The following is a 20943-nucleotide window of genomic DNA, read 5'->3' on the forward strand; positions in this document are numbered from 1 at the left end:
ATCATTTCTCACTGATAAAACAGGTCATGCTTCCACTTTCTCCTAAACCATGGTCAGAACTAACTTTTGGATGTGCTGATTTGGGCGATACTCGACGTACAAAACGACTTGTCAAAGTTGCTGCCGAGCTTTCAGCTCATACCGGTAATTCTTTGTCATCTTCATGCGAAGGTTATACCGCACTGGTAACTGGAGCTTACCGGCTGATTGAGAATGAGGCCGTAAAGCCTGAAGCAATAGCTGAGGCAGGCTTTCAGGCAACTGCCAAAATAGCGAGACAGTCTCGCCTACTTCTGGCTCTCGAAGATACAACAACCCTGGGTTATAAACATGCTGTCAGATCCGAGCTTGGTGATCTTGGAGGTCCTGAAGGCTCTAAAACCAGAGGATTCCACGTCCACTCTGTCTTCTTGGTTGATGCGGATACAGAGCGAAGCATTGGGCTTATTGATCAAGAACGATGGGTTAGAGAGGACGTTCAGCGGGGGAAAAAGAACCAACGTCGTCAGCTACCTTACGAGGGAAAGGAAAGCTTTAAGTGGCAAAGAGCCTCTGAAAACACAGAACAAAGGATGGGGGGTAAAATGCCTGACATCATCAGTGTTTGCGACCGGGAGGCGGATATATACGAATATATGCACTACAAACTGGATAACCGACAGCGGTTTGTTGTAAGAGCTACACAAAACAGAATCCTGGTGGATGGCGAACTCTTATTATTTGATTCCTTAGCTCAGACTGAAGTGTTGGGGAAATATACGATAGTGGTTCCTCAAAAAGGAGGTAGAAAGAAGCGAAAGGCAACGCTGCAGGTCAAAAGAAAGAAGATGACAATACAGGCGCCGCAAAGGCCAGGCGGCAGGCCGGAACCGGTAACTATGAATATTGTGTCGGCTGAAGAGATTGGCAATGACTCCGAAGACCGTTTGCACTGGGTACTATTGACAACTGAAGATATTGAAACATTCGAAGACTGTCGCTCTATCATTCGATTTTACGAGCTCCGATGGCGAATAGAAGAGTTCCATAAGGCTTGGAAATCGGGAGCAGGAGTAGAAAGGCTTCGTCTGCAATCTCCGGATAACATTGAACGACTTGCGGTCATATTAATGTTTGTCGCTGTCAGACTAATGCAAATCCGTGAAGCATTAATGTTACCGAATGACAGGCAGCACAAAGACAGAAAGCTTTGGAGTGAAAAAACACTCGCGAATGAGGTGGTCAGTGATGATGAATGGCAGGTTCTCTGGCTAACCTATGAAAAAAAAGCGTTGCCCGATAAGCCGCCAACAGTCACTTGGCTGCTTCAAACGATTGCTCGGCTTGGTGGTTGGGGTGATTCAAAGCATACAGGGCAGCCCGGCTGGTTAGTGGTATGGGAAGGCTGGGCGAAATTGCAGGATCGGGTAAAAACCTGGCAGATAGCCCGGCAGTTCAGCGCTGGAGAGATGTGATCAAGAGTCAGGTTCTGAGGAGGGGCTTGCCCGGGTGACCGGGCAGGTCTACTCACCCCGGGCCTCTGTGGAACTGTAGGTCTCCATTAAACTCTCATGATTTCGGGCATAAATAGATTGTTTTGCATCTGGCAGGCTCCGGGGTGAGTAGACCTGCCCGGTCACCCGGGCAAGCCCCTCCTCAGAACCGGACTTGCGGAATTACCGCATCCGGCTCCCGATAGACCCGTGTCCCCACACATGTTCGGTGAGACCGGAACATTGACACCGTTTTCCAGCTCTCTGGATACGCCAACACTTTAAGAATTTTCACCAGCTTTCCCCAGCTCAAGTATCCTTTTCCTCCCTGACGATTAAGCCATCTGTGGATCGTTCGTTTGCCTTGCAGAATGAACTGCCTGACCCGTCCTTGATTGTCTGTGATCCCATGATAGTTGATCCATCCCTTGATCCCCCGAATCGCTCTCTTCAGCGTTTGCACACGGTCAGAACTCAGGCGCTTCCAGAGGAACTCCCTTAACCCTTTGAGCTTCGATGCAAAACGATCTTTACGGCTGGTGAACTTCAGTCGCCAACCACCTTTTCGCATCTTACCCCAGTAACAGGTGAACCCCAGGAAGTTAAACGTCGAAAGACGCTTACCTGATTGATTGGCCCTCTGAGCTGCAATCCATCCTGCAGGAATTATCTGCGATTTCTCTCTATGCAACTCCAGACCAAACTTCTCTAACCGTTTTGGCAACACTTTATAAAAGCGCTCTGCTTCACTGGCATCCCCAAAAAGGAATACCATATCGTCAGCGTACCTCACCATTTCCGCCCGCCCTTTGATGTGAGAACGGCTTACCTCGGCAAACCATTCATCTATCACGTAGTGCAGATAGATATTGGCCAGCACTGGCGACAGGATAGCCCCTTGCGGACATCCTTCCCGATTGTCGGATACTTGCTTGTGTTCCATCACAGGTGCTGTAATCAGGACTTCTATCAGCCTGAGAAAACGCTGGTCTGATATCTTCATTCGCAAAATCTTCATCAGCTCCCTGTGAGGAATTCTGTTGAAGTACTTGCAGATATCAATTTCTACCACAGCACCATCCCGAATTCGGGAACTGGACTGCAGCAAAGTCCTCAAAGCATCGTGACAACTCAAGCCGGGCCTGAATCCGTATGAGCACGGTAGAAACAGCGGTTCGTATATCTTGCCAAGGATTTGACTGGCTGCAAGTTGCACCAGTTTGTCTTCAAAGCAGGATATGACCAGTGGCCGTTTGCTCCCATCCTCTTTCGGGATTTCAGTGACCCTCGCGGGTTTTGGCCTGTAAGTCCCACGGCGAATGCGCTGGAGAAGGTGTTTCAGATTTTCATCCAGTTTTACGCCGTAAGTCTCCTTTGTCTCACGGTCAATACCTACGGCTTTATTCCCGTTCAACCGATGGAATTGCTCCTTCAGCATGTCAACATGTAGCAGGTGACCAAGGTTATTGAACACCATTTGTCTGTCGTATGCCGATTTCTCACCTATGCGCTCAAGTTTCGTTAACCATGCTTGTCCGTCGTTGCTGAGTACGGTCATTGTTTCTCTCTCACGCTCGATCTATCTGCCAGCCCTTCGCTCCACGGTCGTTACCCGCTTCATCACTACTATGACTGACTCCGACTTCCATAGAGCCATCTGTAAAGCCTCGTGTTTTGCACTTGTACTTAACATACTCAATCCTTTGAGAGCCCTATGGATCTCCTGGGTTCAGTCGTATATCTCTATAAACTCGCCGACGCCTGCGACTCCGGAGGGTAGTGCTGTTCGGATTCCCAGATTGACCTTACACAGCACTCTTGGGCCTGCTGCCTGCATAAGAGCATCGGCACCCACAACAAGTGGTATTTCGGAGCTGTCACGTTCACCATTTGGTTTCGGCTCGGATATTTCGCTGTCTACGCTTCATCACTTTCGTTACCTTCAGCAACGCAAGACTCGCTATACGGTGGAGCTGGTTCTCCTTCCGCAACGGGACTTTCACCCGCAAGATATACGCCGCTTATCCCAGCGCACTATGCATTCCCACGCAGAGCATGGGAACGAGGGGTCTGGCTGTATGGGTATTAGCGCTTTTCTGCACTAGCGCTTAGCTGCACTAGGAGGCTGTCCGAGAATAGCCTGATTAAGTATAATCAGGCATCTTCTGCCCACTTTATTGTTGCCGAAACGGATGTCATCAATCAAATTCAAAGATAACCCTGCTGATTTTGACCAGCACCTGATGTTCCCATCGAACATCTTCGACCTGCTGCCACCAGATCATGATTGCTTCGTTTTTGAAGATATCTTCAAGCATATCGACACCTCTGAAGTGGAAAAGCAGTATCACCATCTTGGCCAGAATGCCTACCACCCACGACTGATTATATCGATCCTGATCTATGCCTATAGCCATGGTGTGTTCAGCTCCAGGGAGATTGAACGGCGCTGCAATCAGGACTTGGCTTTCATGTATATCGCCAAACAGCACTGCCCAAATTTCCGGGTGCTCAGTGACTTTCGTAAAAACCAGGCCACCTTTTTTAAAAGCAGTTTCAAACAGAGCGTGCTGCTCGCCCGGGAACTACAGATGGCCTCGCTGGGCCACATCGCTCTTGATGGTTCCAAATTCAAAGCCGACTCATCAAAGCATAAGGCCATGAGCTACGCACGACTTAAGGCCAAAGAAGCTGAATTAATGGCTGAAGTTGAGGCCCTGATTAAAAAAGCCGAAACCAGTGACAGTGAAGAGGACGATGCTTATCAGCAGGAGACTGGCTACAGCATTCCTGAAGACTTGCAATTCAAGCAGGAACGGTTAGAGAAAATCCAGGAGGCCAAAAAAGCGCTTGAAGAACGGGAACAGGCCCTGAATCCCGATAAGCCGATAGACGACAAAAAGCAAATCAGCTTTGCTGATCATGATGCCAGGATCATGGGTAAAAAAGGCAGTGGCTATCAGTACAGTTATAACGCCCAGATCAGCGTCGACAGCGATAATGGTATCATTGTTGGCCAGCACATCAGCCAGCATGCCAATGACAAGCAGGAAGTAAAGCCTGCACTTGAAGCCATTGCAGAAGCAACAGATAACGCGTCCATTGGCAAAATGAGTGAGGATAATGGCTATTACTCAGGGCCCAACCTGCAAGCGTTTGATGATGCGAACATTGACGCTTACATGGCTACGGATCGACAGGAGAAGCCTGCAACAGAGGGACTGGAAGACTCTGACAGAAAGTTTGTCAAAGCGGATTTTATTTACCATGAAGCAGACGACAGCTTTACCTGCCCTGCCGGTGAGAAGCTGATTTATAACACGGCTAGCAAAGCAAAACACAAAAGCTACCGCGTCAGTAAAGATATCTGCCGGGATTGCCCGTTACGTAAAAGGTGCAGTGGTGACAACAAAGACCCGGGGAAAGTGATTCGCACAGACCGCCACGAAGCCATACGCCAGGCGATGAACCGCAAAATGGAAACCAAAGAGGCCAAAGCGGTTTATGAGCGTCGCAAGGTGATTGCGGAACCGCCTTTTGGCCAAATCAAGAACTCAGGATTCAGAGGGTTCAGTGTCCGGGGTAAGGAAAAAGTGGCTGGAGAATTTTCACTGGTCTGCAGTGCTTATAATTTCAAAAAAATTGTCAAATCGGTTTCAACGGGATCAATCCGTCTTGAAGAAGCAAAAAGGCTTAAAATGGCAGCATAAAGGCAAGCAAAAGGGTAAAAAACGCAATTTTTACCCCAAAACAGGCTAAATTTAGGTCAATATTTGATCAGCCAAGAAAATGCTGAAGCTTTCGTTTTTTCAATAGCTAGTTCTCGTCCAAAAACGCATCAGGCAATCATAATTAGATTGTACGTGCGTTTTGATATTTCCTGAAATTCCAGAGAGCCGCAAAAACTCTTCCCTTTTTTTCTCTAATCTGGGACGGATATTGGAGAAAAACGCGAAAAGCAGGCAGAAAACATCCTCCCACCATGCTGGAAAGGTACTTTCATGTAGCGTGGAGGTGGCTATCAGGATGGTGCCGGGTGTCTGGCCAGAATCACCAGGTTGTAACAGACCACCGATAACCAGCAATGAGAATCAAAACGCTCAGAACCCTTGCAGTGGCAACGTGATAGCCCAAAACATCTCTTTAGCCACGAAATTCCCGCTTCAATACCTGCCCGGAAGCGAAAGAGCGTTTTATACACATACTGACTTTTAGTCATCTCTTCGACTTCAAGTCCGCGCTTCTTATTAAAAGCTACATCGCTGATTCCCATGGCCTTGGCTTTTTCCAAATTAGCGCGACACGCGTATCCGCCGTCACCGCTTGTCTGGCGAGGTACACGACCATAAATTTCTTTTTGTCTTTCCATCATCGGAATGAATTGGTCCGAATCCGCTGGGTTACCTTCCTCAATAACCAGGTCCAGGATCAATCGACTTTTTCCCTGAACCAGGTTCAGTTTATGGCCATACTGTACTTGCCGCCTGTCTTTTACGATGATATCCGTATGGGGTTCATACAGGCTAACCACTTTTTCCTGGGCTGGCACCTTTTCACCCTTAAAGACCCTGCGCTCTGTCTGGGAGACTATTGCATCCACCAGGGGTAACAGGTGATCCACATCGGCCTGCCACTTGTCGGCATCATCAGCCAGGAGACACTGCCCCTGCTGACGGGCGTTTGCTAGCGTGACAGTAGCTTCGATAAGTACCTTCCGGGATTTTCGGGTCAACTGCAGCAGTTTTTTATAATGCTGATGCCGCTCTTCTTTGCCAGCGTAGATGCATTTTCTGGCCGCATCTTTTACGGCTCGGTTGTGATGGGTATATTCATAAAGCGGTGTCGCTGTCAGTGTTTGTCCCCGTTCCAGCAGCCGACAAATTTCTTTAACGGAACTGGCTAAAAGATCACTGTCGCAAGGAGGTTTGATATCCGATTCGGTGACTGTGCTGTCAATAGCCACAGTGCGCCCTTTTTCAATACCCTGATCTTTAGCGGTCATTAGCTGACAGTTATTAATCCGTTCCCATGTAGATGCAGTAAGAAGGCTGATGAGCCCATGCAAACTGGAGCGACTGGGGCGCTGGTTTGGTTCGAGGCGACAAAAGTCTCGAAAGAGCATGGAGTCCATCAAAACAAACGACAAGTAGTCATAATCACAATTCAAATACTGTTTCAGGAGTGCCGCACGAAGAACGGATTCTGCTGATAGTCCGTTCCGCCCAGTGTTCTGTTTATCACCAGAACTTAAGTCCTCATAAATCCAGTCATTGAACTGTGGATGGGCGTCAAGCCATTGCGAGATACCGGAAAGCTGGGAGCAGATTTCATGAGGTACGTAATGGAGTTCCATACTACACTGCGGGTTGCGTTTTTTGCGCATTTGGAGTCCTCTGTTTTTGGCAATCCCTTATGTTTCTTGCTCTTGGGAAGTTTAGTCGCCAGATAGCAGTAGGGCTCCACTTAATTTTTCAGGATAAAATCTACAGTTTTCAATTGGTTGTGTTTTTGGACGAGAACTAGCTAGTTCTCGGACAGCCTCCTAGGCCATATCATCTCGTAAAAGTTCCCGGCATAAAGCGGCTGTTGCAAAATGAGAAATAGATACCTTCTGACCCTTCGATTGCTGACCGTTCACTCAGGATGAGATGGGTGCGATCAGAATGGTAAATATTCCTACAACTGGACGATTGAATAGCGGGCAAGGGGAGGGCTGTACCATATAAATTTTTACCGGGACTCTGGGTTGTTTCAGCTAAATTAAAAGTCAGTGGTAAACCACCTGAGTGGTTAGCGGAATTGACTGATTGAATATACTGTTCTCTGGCGATCACAGCTTGCCTTTTAGCTTCTTCTTTGTTTGAGGTTTTTCTTTTGATTTTTTCGTAGGTTTTTTTATAGATCTTTCGTCCCTCAAGGTAAACGGGATTTTTGCGAAGCTCCCTTTTGCGCTCCCTTTCGCGCTTCCTTTCGAGCTTCCTTTCGAGCTTCCTTTCGAGCTTCCTTTCGCGCTCTCTTTCGCGCTCCATTTGCAGCTTCCTTTGGTGCTCGGCGTAAGCGGGATCTTTGCGAAGCTCCCTTTTTAGCTCCCTTTTGTACATCTTGTGGCGCTCCCTTTCGCGCTCGAGGTAAGCGGGATCTTTGCGAAGCTTCCTTTGGCGCTCCCTTTGGCGCTTCCTTTGGCGCTCAGCGAAAGCGTGATCGGTCTGGTAGCGATGCCTTTGGAGATCCCTTTGGCGCTTGGCGTAAGCGGAATCTTTGCAAAGCTTTCTTTTGCGCTCCCTTTTGTGCCCGGCGAAAGTGGGGTCTGTCTGGTAGCGCCCCCTTTGGCGCTCGACCAGTGAAGAACTGCCATCAACATTAACTTCTGCCGGGGTTGCCTGGTTATAACTTGTAGCATGGTGCATGCCTAACGGAATAACGACAGCAACGGGTCGTAAATCTGGTGAACTATTAATTTCAGCACAAAAATGAGTTAACTGAAAACTTGGGCTGGTATGATTCGCTGGTGTTGGCTCCCTGATTTCAGGCTTGTCCCCCGACATTAGCGGCTGAATATAGGAAGTAACGGGTGTTAGTGCATCATTAACGGGTTCGTTATCAGGCGGGTAAGGAACATATTCATCAAGAATGGATTGTGGTATTACTGGAATGCCTGTTCTGGAAGCGATTTCTGAATCGAAGTGTGTTAGCGGTTTAATATTATATTTATTCAATGAATTAGAGTAATCAGTTTCATTTTGATAGATATCTGATCGGTTATTGTACATAGGAAAAGGGTTCAGTACTTGAACAGGCATGCCTTGGTAGATAGGCTGCTGTTCGTTGGCATAAAATTGATCCCGTTGCTCTACTAAATCTAATGAGCTGGGATAGATGCCAGAAATAGCAGCGCCGAATGAAGGAAGTTGATTGATTTGATCCATTGAATTGGTTGATTATTGAATTACAGCGTTATGACAACGCTTTACTATAAAAGTTTCTCCCTTTTGTAACTCATAAATCGGCAAAAAAGAGAAGCGAGCCCTGCCAGGTGAAGACTTCCTGTGGCTGGTACTGAAACATGCATTACCCAAGCGGTGTCGACAATTGCGGAATGATGGATTTTTACACGGCAATGTCAAAAAATAATGATCACGGGTGCAACTGGTTTTAAATGTGATGGTCAAAGCAGTGGAACCCATCATTCGCCCGAAATTCCTATCATGAACGTATCAAATTCCAGCGCATTTGTATTTCCCAATGACAGGTGGAGGACAAGCCCGACAGATTATGAAGCGTTACAATTTGAACAGACATCGACCAAAGAAGCTGACGCCGTGGCAAAAAGCGGTGAAAACAGGCTCAAATCATCCAAACGCCCGGCAACTGAAAGCTCAGAGGGAAACTCGGAGCCGATATTTGCCCACCGAAAAGCGGCAAAAAAGGAGCCGACTTCCACAGCTGCTATTGGTAGAAACAGTCCTGAAGAAGTCTGCCTATCTGATTTACATATTAGAGTAGTATTTACTGCCTCTTTGCCAGATATAACCTTTATGCCACCGGAATTACATGTACATATAAGTAAGTTTTTAGACAGTAAATCCTTAATGGCACTTCGACTAAGCCATCGTGTTTTTCAAAAAAACATCCTGATTACCACCGACCCTACGTCGTGAGCCAGCTGCTATAATAAACGTCGATAGTCATGTGTTTTGGAGGTAAAACTGATGTGTAAAAACACCATTCAGTTCCAAAAAGGCCTTGGCATTATGCAATTTCTGGCTAATTACGGCAGTGAAGAGCAGTGTGAGAACGCGCTGTCCTCTTGGCGCTGGCCAGATGGCTTCCAATGCCCGAAGTGTGGCTCCCGCAGTTTCTGCAAGCTTCACCGGAAAGCTGAATTCCAGTGCAATTGCTGCCGTTGCCAAACCTCGCTTACCAGTAACACTATCTTTGACTCAACAAAGCTGCCTCTAGCTACCTGGTTTCTGGGTATCTATCTCGTCACCCAGAATAAAGCGGGGATTTCTTGCCTGACGCTTCATCGACAACTTGGCATTTCCTACAATGCCGCATTGCGCATGAAACACAAACTCATGCAGGTCATGATGGAAAGAGATAACAGCTGGCAGTTGAGTGGTTTTGTTCAGATTGATGACGCCTATTGGGGCGGAGAGCGCCACGGAGGCCGCCGGGGCAGAGGCTCAGAGAACAAAGCCCCCTTCGTGGCCGCAGTTCAGACAGATGCTGATAACCACCCTATCTACATGAAGTTCAATGCCGTTGATAACTTCCGGCGAAAAACCATTCAGGAGTGGGCAGAACATGCCCTGAAAAAGGGTGTCCGGGCCGTCAGCGATGGCTTGTCCTGTTTCCGGGGTATTGAAGATGCCGGATGCCAGCACACAGCCATCATTACCGGTGGTGGGCATGCATCCATGGAGAATGAGTTGTTCACCTGGGTAAATACCATGCTGGGAAACGTGAAAACAGCGATTACCGGTACTTACCATAAGCTCGACCCCAAGCATCTGGGCCGTTATCTATCAGAGTTCAACTATCGGTTTAACCGGCGTTTTGATATGCCTTCAATGATCTCAAGGCTAGGTCGGGCTGCAGTCAATACAGCACCGATGCCGGATCGACTTCTCAAACTGCCAGACGTCCAGTGGAAACCGGGTTAGCCATCAACCGATAATTGAAAGTCAGTTGACGTATTAATATCATTATTTCGAATGATGATGTGGGTCTTTGCTTGTTCGGAGCGGTTATGAAACCGAATTTAGTTGATAATCTGGAGAACAAGCCGTCATGATGCCTGCTCCACCGGTAATACTGGAGAGGTTCTATTATTTCTTTACCGGGTTATAGACATAAAGAATGAAAAGCTGCACGTATATTCTTAAATTATCTTTCCCTGTGTCATGACGTACGATCAGTGGTAATCAGGAAAAACATTGGCACCACCATAGTAAAAAATGTAATTTCTCAAAAACTGCTGGCAGCACCACACGGAAGATGACGTGAAGCCTCCTCAATCAGGTTACTCAATCTCGGAAATAACCCATCGCCCATTAGTCGGCTTTTCAGATAATCCCAAAAAGAGAGACCATACAGGCGACACGTTTTTTTCAGGCTGGCAAAGGTGTCGCGACATTGCCGCCCCAAATCGCTTCGCGTCCCACTACTGATCTTTCGTCGTTTAACATATTCTCGTATCTGACTCTCGCTCAGGTTGTTGTGCAGCGGTAAGCTCGGGTCATCCAGAACCAGTAATAGCTCTTCCTTGATTACAGCCAACCCTGACAGAGCATCCTGAAGAAGCCCACTGCACGTTTGGGTTTGGATCAGCGCCTGGAACCCCTGTCGTACTTTTATTGCCTTTTTTTCAGTTGGCTCTGTCTTGAAGTCTTTAAGGTCATCGTAAATGGCCCAGAACCATGTCCGAAGCCATTTCTGAGCCATGGCCTGCTGATCATTGACCGGATGAACTTTTGCCAGCCCTCGCTCTGCATGTATCCAGCACTGGCTGTGTTTGAAAACGTCGAACTGCCTTGCCCCATCACTGAAGGTGGTAAGATGTCCTGCTCCATGCTGTATCAGGCTGCCATAAATCATGGCTTCACTGGCCTGCTGGCGCCGTCTACCAGTTAGTCTCAGGTCTTTCATGCATTCTTCCCAGGCTTCATGGCTCAGGAAGGTGACGCCTCTGTATGGATTAAGAACGCGTAGCCACTTTTTGGGGTAATCCAGTTTTTCCAGATAGATCAAGGCATCGTCGGTGAACGTGTAAGTTGACCATGGGCGGTGCAGTAGGCTTACGAAATTTTCCCGGCTTTTGCTGTCTGTGCTCTCGAACCAGGCAAAGGACTCGTTATTGATGATGGTGCAGTAACCGTTCTTCCCCTTATGCCTTGTTCCCGTGTCGTCTGTCTGGATATAACTTGAACAGCGAATACCTGTAGTCAACAGCTCATCTTTCTCAGCATGGAACTGCTCGTGTCCTTTCGTCAGAAGCTGGCTGAGTTCCCCGCTGGAAATAGAGATTCCAATGTCCCATAGCCAGTCCAGCAGTTCTGGCTGGGTAACGGAGCAACCATGATACTGGTGCAGAACGTAGGCCTGCAGCATTGGCCCGTAATGATGTCCATGAAGGCTGGCTGGCGGTTTGGCCGTAATGGTTTGTCCATCGGGTGTCACCCATTGCTCTAAAAGATATTCAATACTGGATGTTTGTATTGTCAGTTCCTGAACATGAAAAGGGGTGGTTCCATTCCTGATTGATCCCTCCGGAACATCAGTGGCAGCAATGGGTATGGATTTTTCCGCCGATGGCTTTCGGGGCTGTTTACGCTGCTTTCTGGTTTTCTCGTTGGGCTTCTTAACCTTCTGCTTTGACGAGGTGTCTGGGCTGGCTCCATCGTTACCCTCAGGAGCGGATGGATCTCCATCAGGGCTGCCGGTGTCATCATCGGGAGGTTTGGTGTTTGGTTTGATGTCAGGCTTTGCGGGCAGTTTTTTTAGACGACGAATCTCTGCTTCAAGCAATTCTATCTGCTCTTTGAGCTGAATGATCTGCTCTTGCTGCTGAGTGATGAATCTCAGTAGATCTTCAGGTTGTAACTGCTGGTGTTCTAGAAAAGCCATGGTGAGAGGATAGACGACTGACCGAAATTATCCTGCTTCCAGCACTTTTTGAGAAATTACTAAAAAATCAAATTAAATGTGAATGGTTGCAATTAAAAATAGAGTTGTGTCGACGATCCAGGAATTCCATGAGTAATGCTAAAGCTTATGTTAAAGCTTATGTTAAAGCTTACCAGCGTCAGTATTACCAAAAATCAGAGGAAAGAGGTAAAGCTTATGTTAAAGCTTACCAGCGTTTTTATAACCAACAACCCGAGAGGTGTATCGCTTATAAAAAGAGTGGCTCTGAAATGGTGCGAAAAAACAGAGAGGGGAGTCAGCTCTGATTCATAACAAAATGGATGATGTGATCATGAGCAAGAAACACAAACAATAAAGCCCTGATAAGGTATCTGTGATCACGGACAATCAGTGTCCGTGATCAGAAAGGTTGGCCCCCTGATTGTATGTACTCAAAAACTAATATTTTGAGGAAAATACCGTCTCTACAGTCTACCTTTCAGGTTCATGAATACATCGCTTGATAACCTTTCTACTGAAAAGCTGCTTACCTTCATAACTCAGCAGCAGGAACACATTGTTCAGCTCCAGGAACGGATAAAGATTCTGGAAAACGAAATCACTCGCTTGAAAAAGCTGAACCCAAAGCCCGATATAAAGCCAAACACCAAACCATCTGATAAGCACGACGATAGCGGTAATAATAATGATGACTCACAGAGTCACGATCATGAGTCAGATGAAGAACCAGAGTCTGATGACTCCGAACTATCTGATGGAAAAAGTGATGTCGATAAACCCAACCACCATACTAAACGACAAAGCACCAAACCGGATAAACCACCTGTTACTGAAGAAGCCGTGATCGCTCCGGATTCCATTCCAGAAGGTTCTACTCGTCATGGGCGGGATGCGTTTTATGTGCAGGAGCTGGAGCTTCACTCCAAAACGATCTGTTACTGGCTTGAGAAGTGGGTGACTCCCCGACGGTAAAGTCATCAGCGGTCTCCCGCCGAGCGCTCTTAATGGTCATCATTTCGGCCCGCAACTCCGAGCATTCATTTTGCATCAGTATTTCGCCTGTGGCGTAACACAGCCACAGCTACTGGAGTTTCTATGGGATATAGGTGTTTCTATCTCGTCAGGGGAGCTCAGTAACCTGATTACCAAAGGCCACGAATCATTCCACCAGGAAAAAGACGATCTACTGGCGCAATATCAGGATGTCCACTTCCTGAGTGAGAAAGCCTGGAAAGCCTTTATGAACGACATCGGTCTCACAGGCTCCAGGAATCGCCAAAGAGCCAGTGAAGCCATGTTATACGGAAGCCTGATCAGCCACGGGTTCAATCTGGTGACATTCAGCGACGGAGCCGGTCAGTTCAATGTATTTGCCCATGCCCAGTGCTGGGTACACGCTGCCAGGCCAATGGAGAAAGTTATTCCGGTCAATCGCCAGCAGGTCAATGCCCAATACTGGTGCCTGAGCTGGTTCTGGAACATTTACCGGGATCTAAAGGCCTTTAGAGAATCTCCTTCGGGTGAGAAGGCAGCAGAGATAAGAGTCGCTTTCAAAAGTCTGATCCAGACACAAACCGGTTGCTCAGGTCTACAGGAAGCGCTGGCAGGTCTTGCTGTAATTGAACAGGAATTGTTGATGGTTCTGGATAACCCCGGTACTGCCTCTTCATAACAACCTCAGCGAAAGCCAGATAAGAGAACACGTCAAACGGCGTAAAATCAGTGGTGGCACCAAAAGTGAGAGCGGCCGACGGAGCAGAGACACCTTTGCAAGCCTCAAGAAAACCTGTCGACAATATGGGCTTTCATTCTGGCACTATTTAACAGATAGGCTTACAGGTAGCGGAACATTCCCGAGATTGGCTGAGAAAATCGAGAGTGCTGCGCAATGGTTGTCGTGTGGATCAAGTGCGGCTTTTTGAGTGCATACCCCTGATTGTAACTGTTCAGCACCCCCACATAAATCTGGAATTTTCTGATTTTTATACCATCCTCTTAAGCACCATTTTTCCACAATATTCGCCAGCATGATTCCAGAACTACCCGCAACTATGTCGGCTGAGATTCTCTTGAAAGAGAATGCAGAGCTGCGGATGAGAGTTGCCTGTCTGGAAGAGCGATGTCGAGAATTGGAAGAAAAGGTTGGCAAGAACAGTCAAAACAGCAGCAAGCCGCCATCGTCTGATGGTTATCAAAAACCTTGTAAAAACAGTAATTCTCCAGATCATTCTGACGACCTTTCCGCAGATAAAGGTACCGATCCATCGGATGAAAAACCCAATCCTAAAAGTCTGAGACAGTCTTCTGGTAATAAAGCCGGTGGAAAGAAAGGGCATCAGGGCACTTGTCTTAAACAGGTCGATATCCCTGACTATATTGAGTACCTTCCGGTTAAAGAATGCAATAAATGTCAGGCGTCTCTTCTTGATAGTGAGCCGGTCAAATATATTGAACGACAGGTGTTTGAACCAGGGAGACCGGGTGAATTTGAAGTAACGGCCCATAGAGCTGAAGTAAAAATCTGCACTTGTGGTTGTCGGAATCAGGCTGAATTCCCGGAAGGTGTTACCGCTGCCGCACAATATGGCTCAGCCACACAGGCTATGGCCGTCTATCTTAACCAATACCATTTCCTGCCTTTTAAGCGCGTGTCAGAGTATTTTAATACTCTCTATAAAATGAGTGTAAGTGCAGGCACTGTCGCCAATTTTGTGGCCAGAACCTATGAAAATCTGGCTTCTACTGAAGAGGTTATTCGTGACGCCTTGCGGGAATCGTCTGTTGCCGGAGCCGATGAAACGGGTATGCGGGCCGAGGGCTCTTTGCACTGGCTACACGTTATGCGGGATGAACAATGGACGCTCTACTACTTGTCTGAAAAGCGAGGTCGTGAGGCCATGGACACGATGGGCATACTGCTAACATTTGCAGGCGTTCTGGTTCATGATCATTGGAAATCCTATTTTGCATATGCGGCAACTCACGTACTTTGCAATGCCCATCACCTGAGGGAGCTTTTGGGTGTTGTTGATAGGGACAGCAATCAACTGGCGTTGCGATTGATGAAGCTACTGAGGCTTTCCTGGCATTACTGCAAGGGCTTTAAGACCATAGGTATGCTACAGATGCCAAGTGTTGTCTGTGAACGAATCGAGAAGATTTATGACCGGTTGCTTCAGCGGGCTCTAATGAAAGAAGTCGTCTATATGGAGAAGCAACGAGAGGAGCTTAAGCGCAAGAAAGTCAAGAATACTAAAGCTTACAATCTCTTCAAACGACTCACTGAGTTCAAGGCTGAGACACTGCGCTTCATGTCAGATTTTACCATTCCCTTCGATAACAATGGCAGTGAACGGGATGTTCGAATGGCCAAGTTAAAGCAGAAAATCTCAGGCTACTTCAGGAGTGCAGACGGTGGTTCTATGTTTGCACGGATTCGCAGCTATTTGTCGTCTGCCAGAAAACAGGGAATGGACATATATCAATCACTTCATAGAGCTGTTCGGAATTACTGTAATATGCCTTTGCTCAGTGCTGAATAGTTACCCCTGATTTTCATAAAGCTGTCCGCTATAGACCTGACTCTTGATCACATCTCTCCAGCGCTGAACTGCCGGGCTATCTGCCAGGTTTTTACCCGATCCTGCAATTTCGCCCAGCCTTCCCATACCACTAACCAGCCGGGCTGCCCTGTATGCTTTGAATCACCCCAACCACCAAGCCGAGCAATCGTTTGAAGCAGCCAAGTGACTGTTGGCGGCTTATCGGGCAACGCTTTTTTTTCATAGGTTAGCCAGAGAACCTGCCATTCATCATCACTGACCACCTCATTCGCGAGTGTTTTTTCACTCCAAAGCTTTCTGTCTTTGTGCTGCCTGTCATTCGGTAACATTAATGCTTCACGGATTTGCATTAGTCTGACAGCGACAAACATTAATATGACCGCAAGTCGTTCAATGTTATCCGGAGATTGCAGACGAAGCCTTTCTACTCCTGCTCCCGATTTCCAAGCCTTATGGAACTCTTCTATTCGCCATCGGAGCTCGTGAAATCGAATGATAGAGCGACAGTCTTCGAATGTTTCAATATCTTCAGTTGTCAATAGTACCCAGTGCAAACGGTCTTCGGAGTCATTGCCAATCTCTTCAGCCGACACAATATTCATAGTTACCGGTTCCGGCCTGCCGCCTGGCCTTTGCGGCGCCTGTATTGTCATCTTCTTTCTTTTGACCTGCAGCGTTGCCTTTCGCTTCTTTCTACCTCCTTTTTGAGGAACCACTATCGTATATTTCCCCAACACTTCAGTCTGAGCTAAGGAATCAAATAATAAGAGTTCGCCATCCACCAGGATTCTGTTTTGTGTAGCTCTTACAACAAACCGCTGTCGGTTATCCAGTTTGTAGTGCATATATTCGTATATATCCGCCTCCCGGTCGCAAACACTGATGATGTCAGGCATTTTACCCCCCATCCTTTGTTCTGTGTTTTCAGAGGCTCTTTGCCACTTAAAGCTTTCCTTTCCCTCGTAAGGTAGCTGACGACGTTGGTTCTTTTTCCCCCGCTGAACGTCCTCTCTAACCCATCGTTCTTGATCAATAAGCCCAATGCTTCGCTCTGTATCCGCATCAACCAAGAAGACAGAGTGGACGTGGAATCCTCTGGTTTTAGAGCCTTCAGGACCTCCAAGATCACCAAGCTCGGATCTGACAGCATGTTTATAACCCAGGGTTGTTGTATCTTCGAGAGCCAGAAGTAGGCGAGACTGTCTCGCTATTTTGGCAGTTGCCTGAAAGCCTGCCTCAGCTATTGCTTCAGGCTTTACGGCCTCATTCTCAATCAGCCGGTAAGCTCCAGTTACCAGTGCGGTATAACCTTCGCATGAAGATGACAAAGAATTACCGGTATGAGCTGAAAGCTCGGCAGCAACTTTGACAAGTCGTTTTGTACGTCGAGTATCGCCCAAATCAGCACATCCAAAAGTTAGTTCTGACCATGGTTTAGGAGAAAGTGGAAGCATGACCTGTTTTATCAGTGAGAAATGATAGAACAAGGTAGCTATTTGTGATCAAGAGACAGGCTATAGACCCGAAACTACCCTGTAGATGGCTTGTGTTAGAAAAGATATTGATCTGAATTTTTAATAAGTCACTTCTATCACAGGAATCTCCCACTCTTCACACTTATGACTGTTTTGATACTTATCTTCAGAGTCTTGTCGCAGGCGCTTGACCATGGCAATGATGCGACCTTGTGATTTAATCGTCCTGCTTTGAAGCCAGTCCTGACTTTTCTGTCTGGACAGAGAGATAACGGGTTGGTCTTGATTAAGAAACTCAATGAGTGCGGAGGATGGGAGCAAACGGCCACTGGTCATATCCTGCTTTGAAGACAAACTGGTGCAACTTGCAGCCAGTCAAATCCTTGGCAAGATATACGAACCGCTGTTTCTACCGTGCTCATACGGATTCAGGCCCGGCTTGAGTTGTCACGATGCTTTGAGGGCTTTGCTGCAGTCCAGTTCCCGAATCCGGGATGGTGCTGTGGTAGAAATTGATATCTGCAAGTACTTCAACAGAATTCCTCACAGGGAGCTGATGAAGATTTTGCGAATGAAGATATCAGACCAGCGTTTTCTCAGGCTGATAGAAGTCCTGATTACAGCACCTGTGATGGAACACAAGCAAGTATCCGACAATCGGGAAGGATGTCCGCAAGGGGCTATCCTGTCGCCAGTGCTGGCCAATATCTACCTGCACTACGTGATAGATGAATGGTTTGCCGAGGTAAGCCGTTCTCACATCAAAGGGCGGGCGGAAATGGTGAGGTACGCTGACGATATGGTATTCCTTTTTGGGGATGCCAGTGAAGCAGAGCGCTTTTATAAAGTGTTGCCATAACGGTTAGAGAAGTTTGGTCTGGAGTTGCATAGAGAGAAATCGCAGATAATTCCTGCAGGATGGATTGCAGCTCAGAGGGCCAATCAATCAGGTAAGCGTCTTTCGACGTTTAACTTCCTGGGGTTCACCTGTTACTGGGGTAAGATGCGAAAAGGTGGTTGGCGACTGAAGTTCACCAGCCGTAAAGATCGTTTTGCATCGAAGCTCAAAGGGTTAAGGGAGTTCCTCTGGAAGCGCCTGAGTTCTGACCGTGTGCAAACGCTGAAGAGAGCGATTCGGGGGATCAAGGGATGGATCAACTATCATGGGATCACAGACAATCAAGGACGGGTCAGGCAGTTCATTCTGCAAGGCAAACGAACGATCCACAGATGGCTTAATCGTCAGGGAGGAAAAGGATACTTGAGCTGGGGAAAGCTGGTGAAAATTCTTAAAGTGTTGGCGTATCCAGAGAGCTGGAAAACGGTGTCAATGTTCCGGTCTCACCGAACATATGTGGGGACACGGGTCTATCGGGAGCCGGATGCGGTAATTCCGCAAGTCCGGTTCTGAGGAGGGGCTTGCCCGGGTGACCGGGCAGGTCTACTCACCCCGATCCCGCCACAAATACCATACTCGCATGGAACCCCCGAAAACCCTATCAGGCAGTGGTTCTTTCTCATGCTGTTAGATCCATATGCATTCCCACGCGGAGCGTGGGAACGAGGGTTTTGCGACACCCTCTGAACCGTGGGTGGGAACGTGTCCAGTCTAAGGGTTGATACTTATTTTTTGAGTATTTTTTGATAAGTATCAAGTGGTTTTTTTGTTCAGCATGATATGATGCCAAAAAACTACTGGATAATTCTATGGAATTGGTGTGTCCTGCCGGTAACCTTCCTTCCCTTAAAGCTGCTGTCGATAATGGTGCTGATGCCGTATACATCGGCTTTCGGGATGAAACCAATGCCCGGCATTTTGCCGGTCTGAATTTTTCCGATCAGCGGGCAATGAAGGCGCTGGATTACGTTCATAAAAATCCCCGGGGAAAAAAGGTTCGACTGTTTGTTGCTGTAAACACTTATGCTCAGGCGAACAACTGGAACCGCTGGAAAAAAGCGGTGGATATGTGTGCCGACTTCGGTGTCGATGCTCTGATTGCAGCAGATATCAGCGTGTTGGACTATGCCAGCCGGCGATACCCCGACCTTAATCTGCATCTTTCCGTTCAGGCTTCTGCCACCAATCAGGCCAGTTTGTCGTTTTATCATGATCACTTTGGTATTCAGCGTGCAGTATTGCCCAGAGTACTGTCGTTAAAGCAGGTTGAGCGACTGGCCCGGAAAAGCCCGGTGGAACTGGAGGTATTTGCTTTTGGCAGTCTCTGTATTATGGCGGAAGGGCGCTGCATTCTCTCTTCCTATGTCACCGGAGAATCACCCAATACCGCAGGTGCCTGTTCGCCGGCATCGGCTGTGCGCTGGCAGACCACCGCCAATGGTATGGAAACCCGACTGGGCGGCCTGTTGATTGATCGTTTTGATCACAATGAGCAGGCCGGGTATCCAACCCTTTGCAAGGGACGCTTTAATGTGAATGATAAAGTCAGTCATGCCATTGAAGAGCCTACCAGCCTCAATACACTGGATCTGATTCCTCAGCTTCATCAGGCTGGCATCAGTGCGGTCAAAATTGAGGGCCGCCAGCGAAGTCCGGCCTATGTTGCAGAAGTGGTGAGAATCTGGCGAGAAGCACTGGACCAATTCAAGGTCAATCCGGATAGTTTTACCACCAACCAACGCTGGATGTCTGGCCTGTCACGTTTATCGGAGGGTAGCCAGACAACACTGGGTGCCTATAACCGCCCCTGGCAGTGATGTCGTTACCGTTGGCTGTTGCTATTGATATGGAATAAGTTATGCAAATCACCCTTGGTCCATTACTGTTCTTCTGGCCTAAAGCAGAAGTCTTGGCGTTTTATGACAAAGTAGCCGAGTCCGCCTTCGATCGAGTCTACCTGGGAGAAGTGGTTTGCTCCAAAAGACGGGAACTGAAACTGGATGAATGGCTAAATATCGCAAAATTATTGCAGGCAAAAGGGAAAGAGGTGGTTCTGTCGACACTGACGCTGATTGAAGCCGAATCTGAACTGGCTCAGGTCAGCAAGGTCTGTGAGAACGGAGCATTCGCCGTAGAAGCCAATGATATGGCGGCTGTCCATTATCTTGCCAAAGCGGGTGTCCCTGTGATTACCGGTCCCTCTGTGAACCTGTACAGTGCTGAGGCACTGCAGGTTCTGCATCGTTCGGGCTTAAAGCGCTGGGTTCTGCCGGTTGAACTCTCTTTTGATCATCTGAAGTCGATCATGGTCCGCTTGCAAGAGCTGGGTATCAATGATCTGGAAACCGAGGTATTCAGCTATGGTTATCTACCACTGGCATACTCTGCCCGCTGTTTTACCGCGCGCGCCCATGAATTGAGCAAGGATAGCTGTGAGTTTAGCTGTATCAAGACCTCAGCAGGTATTCCCCTGGCGACCCAGGAAGGCGATGCGCTGTTTACCATCAACGGTATTCAGACACTGTCTGGCAGCTGTCTTAATATTCTGGATCAATGGCAGGCAATGGATAGTGCCGGGGTAAAGGCTATGCGCCTTTCAGGGCATTCGGAAAATATCTTGAATGTGGCTGACGAATTAGCGCACGCCATGGCGTTGGGTAGCGACATTATGACGTGTGAAAATCGGGAGTGTAACGGCTATTGGGCAGGAAAGCCCGGAATAATCTACTGAGAAACCGAACCAGATTTTGCCCTGGCCAGGCTGGCTCATTGTCGTGCCAAACAGGCCACCTGCCTTTTGGGTCAGCCTTTCGGACCAGAACGACCCTCTGAACTACGCAACTTCCTGCCAAACTCAATTATACTGATGATGGTTTACGCTTCCG

General features: G+C 47.8%; 20 protein-coding genes. 13 read left to right on the plus strand and 7 right to left on the minus strand.

Annotated features, from left to right (window positions below; all coding sequences use genetic code 11):
- The first annotated feature begins 26 nt into the window (after nt 1-26).
- Entirely contained in the window at nt 27-1454 is a 1428-nt protein-coding gene (locus MJO57_RS18615) for an IS4 family transposase (RefSeq protein WP_252017676.1), read from the plus strand.
- Between the two features lie 181 nt (nt 1455-1635).
- On the opposite strand, the gene ltrA is transcribed toward MJO57_RS18615, so the two are convergent.
- A complete protein-coding gene (gene ltrA / locus MJO57_RS18620; RefSeq protein WP_252017820.1) occupies nt 1636-3030 on the minus strand; it encodes a group II intron reverse transcriptase/maturase in 1395 nt (464 codons plus the stop codon).
- A gap of 634 nt (nt 3031-3664) precedes the next feature.
- On the opposite strand from ltrA, the gene MJO57_RS18625 reads away from it, so the two are divergent.
- Nucleotides 3665-5182, plus strand: a complete 1518-nt coding sequence (locus MJO57_RS18625; protein WP_252017502.1) for an IS1182 family transposase — start codon at nt 3665-3667, stop codon at nt 5180-5182.
- Between the two features lie 311 nt (nt 5183-5493).
- Here the strand turns inward: MJO57_RS18625 and MJO57_RS18630 are convergent, their stop codons facing one another.
- Nucleotides 5494-6855 carry an ISNCY family transposase gene (locus MJO57_RS18630; protein ID WP_252017318.1) on the minus strand — a complete coding sequence of 454 codons (1362 nt, stop codon included), beginning with the start codon at nt 6853-6855 and terminating at the stop codon, nt 5494-5496.
- A 169-nt stretch (nt 6856-7024) separates the two neighbouring features.
- Entirely contained in the window at nt 7025-8398 is a 1374-nt protein-coding gene (locus tag MJO57_RS18635; protein WP_252017822.1) for a hypothetical protein, read from the minus strand.
- A gap of 76 nt (nt 8399-8474) precedes the next feature.
- Between MJO57_RS18635 and MJO57_RS33345 the strand changes: the two genes are divergently transcribed.
- Genes MJO57_RS33345 through MJO57_RS18645 form a run of 3 tightly spaced genes read left to right on the plus strand, consistent with a single transcriptional unit; the run spans nt 8475 to nt 10138 of the window.
- A complete protein-coding gene (locus tag MJO57_RS33345; RefSeq protein WP_371924889.1) occupies nt 8475-8603 on the plus strand; it encodes a transposase in 129 nt (42 codons plus the stop codon).
- Entirely contained in the window at nt 8603-9130 is a 528-nt protein-coding gene (locus tag MJO57_RS18640) for a hypothetical protein (protein WP_252017824.1), read from the plus strand. The genes MJO57_RS33345 and MJO57_RS18640 overlap by 1 nt, the downstream gene beginning before the upstream one ends.
- Nucleotides 9131-9181: 51 nt before the next feature.
- On the plus strand, nt 9182-10138 hold the full coding sequence (locus tag MJO57_RS18645; RefSeq protein ID WP_252017306.1) for an IS1595 family transposase: 957 nt from the start codon (nt 9182-9184) through the stop codon (nt 10136-10138).
- A gap of 304 nt (nt 10139-10442) precedes the next feature.
- Here MJO57_RS18645 and MJO57_RS18650 read toward each other — a convergent pair whose 3' ends face one another.
- The gene (locus MJO57_RS18650; RefSeq protein WP_252017470.1) at nt 10443-12101 is read right to left on the minus strand and encodes a transposase; all 1659 of its coding nucleotides are present in this window, start codon (nt 12099-12101) and stop codon (nt 10443-10445) included.
- 128 nt (nt 12102-12229) lie between these two features.
- Here MJO57_RS18650 and MJO57_RS18655 point away from each other — a divergent pair, with 128 nt between their 5' ends.
- The 3 genes from MJO57_RS18655 to MJO57_RS18665 all read left to right on the plus strand — a co-directional run bounded on the left by MJO57_RS18655 (nt 12230) and on the right by MJO57_RS18665 (nt 13794).
- Nucleotides 12230-12427: a hypothetical protein gene (locus tag MJO57_RS18655; RefSeq protein ID WP_252017826.1), complete on the plus strand. Its 198-nt coding sequence runs from the start codon at nt 12230-12232 to the stop codon at nt 12425-12427.
- Nucleotides 12428-12608: 181 nt separating this feature from the next.
- Nucleotides 12609-13094: a hypothetical protein gene (locus MJO57_RS18660; protein ID WP_252017828.1), complete on the plus strand. Its 486-nt coding sequence runs from the start codon at nt 12609-12611 to the stop codon at nt 13092-13094.
- A 70-nt stretch (nt 13095-13164) separates the two neighbouring features.
- Nucleotides 13165-13794, plus strand: a complete 630-nt coding sequence (locus tag MJO57_RS18665; protein WP_252017830.1) for a hypothetical protein — start codon at nt 13165-13167, stop codon at nt 13792-13794.
- Between the two features lie 144 nt (nt 13795-13938).
- On the opposite strand, the gene MJO57_RS18670 is transcribed toward MJO57_RS18665, so the two are convergent.
- Nucleotides 13939-14151 carry a hypothetical protein gene (locus MJO57_RS18670; protein WP_252017832.1) on the minus strand — a complete coding sequence of 71 codons (213 nt, stop codon included), beginning with the start codon at nt 14149-14151 and terminating at the stop codon, nt 13939-13941.
- Here MJO57_RS18670 and MJO57_RS18675 point away from each other — a divergent pair.
- Entirely contained in the window at nt 14150-15664 is a 1515-nt protein-coding gene (locus MJO57_RS18675; protein WP_252017834.1) for an IS66 family transposase, read from the plus strand. The genes MJO57_RS18670 and MJO57_RS18675 overlap by 2 nt on opposite strands.
- A 47-nt stretch (nt 15665-15711) precedes the next feature.
- Here MJO57_RS18675 and MJO57_RS18680 read toward each other — a convergent pair whose 3' ends face one another.
- Both MJO57_RS18680 and MJO57_RS18685 read right to left on the minus strand, forming a co-directional pair.
- Nucleotides 15712-17139, minus strand: a complete 1428-nt coding sequence (locus MJO57_RS18680; protein ID WP_252017836.1) for an IS4 family transposase — start codon at nt 17137-17139, stop codon at nt 15712-15714.
- Between the two features lie 120 nt (nt 17140-17259).
- On the minus strand, nt 17260-17496 hold the full coding sequence (locus MJO57_RS18685; protein WP_252027158.1) for a hypothetical protein: 237 nt from the start codon (nt 17494-17496) through the stop codon (nt 17260-17262).
- On the opposite strand from MJO57_RS18685, the gene MJO57_RS18690 reads away from it, so the two are divergent.
- The 4 genes from MJO57_RS18690 (at nt 17459) to MJO57_RS18705 (ending at nt 20789) form a co-directional block, all read left to right on the plus strand.
- Complete coding sequence (locus MJO57_RS18690; protein WP_252017838.1) at nt 17459-18019, plus strand: reverse transcriptase domain-containing protein; 561 nt, start codon at nt 17459-17461, stop codon at nt 18017-18019. The genes MJO57_RS18685 and MJO57_RS18690 overlap by 38 nt on opposite strands.
- A gap of 24 nt (nt 18020-18043) precedes the next feature.
- A complete protein-coding gene (locus MJO57_RS18695; RefSeq protein WP_252017839.1) occupies nt 18044-18571 on the plus strand; it encodes a hypothetical protein in 528 nt (175 codons plus the stop codon).
- 296 nt (nt 18572-18867) lie between these two features.
- Nucleotides 18868-19875, plus strand: coding sequence for a peptidase U32 family protein (locus tag MJO57_RS18700; protein ID WP_252017841.1), 1008 nt, complete (start codon nt 18868-18870; stop codon nt 19873-19875).
- 41 nt (nt 19876-19916) lie between these two features.
- Nucleotides 19917-20789: a U32 family peptidase gene (locus MJO57_RS18705; RefSeq protein ID WP_252017843.1), complete on the plus strand. Its 873-nt coding sequence runs from the start codon at nt 19917-19919 to the stop codon at nt 20787-20789.
- Nucleotides 20790-20943 lie beyond the last annotated feature (154 nt).

This window comes from Endozoicomonas sp. SCSIO W0465 (assembly GCF_023716865.1).
GTDB lineage: Bacteria > Pseudomonadota > Gammaproteobacteria > Pseudomonadales > Endozoicomonadaceae > Endozoicomonas.